General features: G+C 64.7%; 3 protein-coding genes. 2 read left to right on the plus strand and 1 reads right to left on the minus strand.

Translation table 11 applies throughout. From position 1 onward, the window contains the following. On the minus strand, positions 1 to 923 hold a 923-nt coding region (locus EOA22_RS30060), incomplete at its 3' end, for an acyl-CoA dehydrogenase family protein (RefSeq protein ID WP_127390450.1). A 144-nt stretch (positions 924 to 1067) separates the two neighbouring features. On the opposite strand from EOA22_RS30060, the gene EOA22_RS30065 reads away from it, so the two are divergent. Continuing rightward, complete coding sequence (locus tag EOA22_RS30065; protein WP_063168187.1) at positions 1068 to 1682, plus strand: dimethylsulfonioproprionate lyase family protein; 615 nt, start codon at positions 1068 to 1070, stop codon at positions 1680 to 1682. After that, a partial coding sequence (locus EOA22_RS30070) for a cobyric acid synthase (RefSeq protein WP_127390451.1) occupies positions 1682 to 2716 on the plus strand: 1035 nt, incomplete at its 3' end. The genes EOA22_RS30065 and EOA22_RS30070, both read left to right, overlap by 1 nt.

Genomic DNA, 2716 nt, shown 5'->3' on the forward strand with positions numbered 1-2716 from the left:
GCATAAAGGAAGATACGCGCCGCCTGCAGCTCGGTCTCCATGTCGGCCAGCCTGAATTGCAGCGCCTGGAATTGATTGATCTTCGAGCCGAAAGCCTTGCGCTCGGCGGTGTAGGACAGCGCCTTGTCGAGCGCCGACTGCGCGCCGCCCAGCGAACAGGCGGCGATGTTCAGCCGGCCGCCGTCGAGCCCGGCCATGGCGATGCCGAAGCCAGCGCCTTCGTCGGACAGAAGGTTCTCCGCCGGCACCTTGCAATCCTCGAAGATGACCTGGCGGGTCGACTGCATGTGCCAGCCCATCTTGTGCTCGTTTGCCCCAAAGGAGAGGCCCGGCGCATCTCTGGGCACGACGATGGTGGAAATGCCTTTCGGCCCGTCCGCGCCGGTGCGCACCATGACGGCATAGACATCGCTGTCGCCGGCGCCGGAGATGAACTGTTTGGTGCCGTTGAGCACATAGTCGCCGCCGCTCTTCACCGCACGGGTCTTGAGCGCCGCGGCATCGGAGCCGGAGCCTGGCTCGGTCAGGCAGTAGCTGGCCAGCCATTCCATCGAAGTGAGCTTGGGCAGGAAGCGCTGGCGCTGTTCGTCATTGCCGAAACGGTCGATCATCGAGGCCACCATGTTGTGGATCGAGATGAAGGACGAAAAGGCCGGATCGGCGTGCGACAGCGCCTCAAAGATCAGCACGGCGTCGAGCCGGCCAAGTGCCGAGCCACCGACATCGTCCCTGATATAGATGCCGCCGAGCCCGAGCGGACCGGTCTCGCGGATCACGTCGGCCGGGAAATGCTTGTTGCGGTCCCAATCGAGCGCATTCGGTGCGACACGGTCGGCGGCGAAGGCCTGCGCCATCTCCTGGATGGCGCGCTGCTCCTCGTTGAGTTCGAATTGGCTGGTGCTCGCATCGACCGCGGCGTCCATGGCGTGCTCCCTGTGTGCTGGCCAGCTAGCTCGCTGGCCTGTTGTTTTTGGCTTTGCGCGCGCACCAATCTAGACCAATGATGCCGCCGCGCAACCCGATCCCCTGCGGAGCGGCTGTGCATCAATGCATGTCCGGAGCAAGATATGACGACAAAATTCGATGAACTGCTGGGCCGGTTCCACGCATACCTTGCGACCGTGGATCACGTCCTGATGCGCGATGCCGTGGCCCGGATCGGCTGGGACATGCCGGCTCGCACGCTGGAGCCGCGTCCGCTTGCCTGCCTGCGCCATCTCGATCGCGCCGCCGAACTGGCGCCTCCGGATGCCAAGCCGCTGGTGCAACTGCTTGCCGAACGTCGGAATGATTTCCGCTGGGGGCAGACTTATGGCGAGGCGGACTTCGGGAAAGAGTTCATCGAGAATTACGGCTGGCTGGAAGTGTTCGGCACACGTGGCCACTTTGCCAATGACGCGGCCGCCGCCGGCCTGCTGATTCTTGGACCAGATATCGTCTATCCCGACCACCATCACGTCGCCGAGGAAATCTACATTCCGCTGACCGGCGGCACCGAATGGCGCATGGGCGAGAGCGGCTTTTGCATGCGTACGGCCGGCGAGGTCGTTCATCACGCTTCCAACGTCAATCACGCCATGCGCACGGGCAAAGACCCGTTGCTGGCGCTGTACATCTGGCGCGGCGGGCCGTTGGCGCAGAAATCCGATATCACCGGAACCGTGGCGCAGGGCAGGGACTGATGGCCAAAGCGATCATGCTGCAAGGCACGGGTTCCGACGTGGGCAAGACCGTGCTGGTCGCCGGCCTCTGCCGCGCGGCAAAAAAGCGTGGGCTGAAGGTGCGGCCGTTCAAGCCGCAGAACATGTCGAACAATGCCGCCGTCGCCGAAATTCCAGGTGACAACAATGCCGGCGGCGGTGAGATCGGCCGCGCGCAATGGCTGCAGGCGATCGCTTGCGGTGTCGCGCCATCGGTCCACATGAACCCGGTGCTGCTGAAGCCGCAGACCGATGTCGGCGCGCAGGTCATCGTGCAGGGCAAAATGTTCGGGGAAGCGCGGGCGCGCGACTACCAGGCGATGAAGGGCCGGCTGATGGACGCCGTGCTGGACTCCTGGGGCAAGGTCGGCGAGGGCGCCGATCTGGTCATCGTCGAGGGCGCCGGCTCGCCGGCCGAGATCAACCTGCGCAGCCGCGACATCGCCAATATGGGCTTTGCCACGCGCGCCGACGTGCCCGTGGTGCTGGTCGGCGACATCGATCGCGGCGGCGTCATCGCTTCGGTGGCCGGCACGCATCTGATCCTCCCGGAAGAGGACCGGCGCATGATCGCCGGCTACCTCATCAACAAGTTCCGCGGCGACGTTTCGCTGTTTGACGACGGCCTGAAGTCGATCGAGACATTCACGGGCTGGCGCTGTTTCGGTGTCGTTCCGTGGCTGAAGGCGGCGGCACGCTTGCCTTCGGAAGATTCGGTGGTGCTGGAGCGGCTGGCGTCCGGCGAAGCGCGCGCGCTGAAGGTGGCGGTGCCGATGCTTGGCCGCATCGCCAATTTCGACGATCTCGACCCGCTCAAGGCTGAGCCGCAGGTCGAGGTGGTGTTCGTGCCGCCGGGAAAGCCGCTGCCCGCCGATGCCGGGCTGGTGGTCATTCCAGGCTCGAAGTCGACAATCGGCGATCTCTTGAAATTCCGCGAGAACGGTTGGGATCGCGACCTTCTTGCGCATCGCAAGCGCGGCGGCCATGTCGTGGGCATTTGCGGCGGCTTCCAGATG

It is taken from the genome of Mesorhizobium sp. M7A.F.Ca.US.014.04.1.1 (genome assembly GCF_003998745.1).
Lineage (GTDB): Bacteria > Pseudomonadota > Alphaproteobacteria > Rhizobiales > Rhizobiaceae > Mesorhizobium > Mesorhizobium ciceri.

What these genes read in the sequence shown, in the direction of transcription:
- EOA22_RS30065 (WP_063168187.1), top strand. Translation starts at nt 1,068, where the DNA reads ATGACGACAAAATTCGATGAACTGCTGGGCCGGTTCCACGCATACCTT.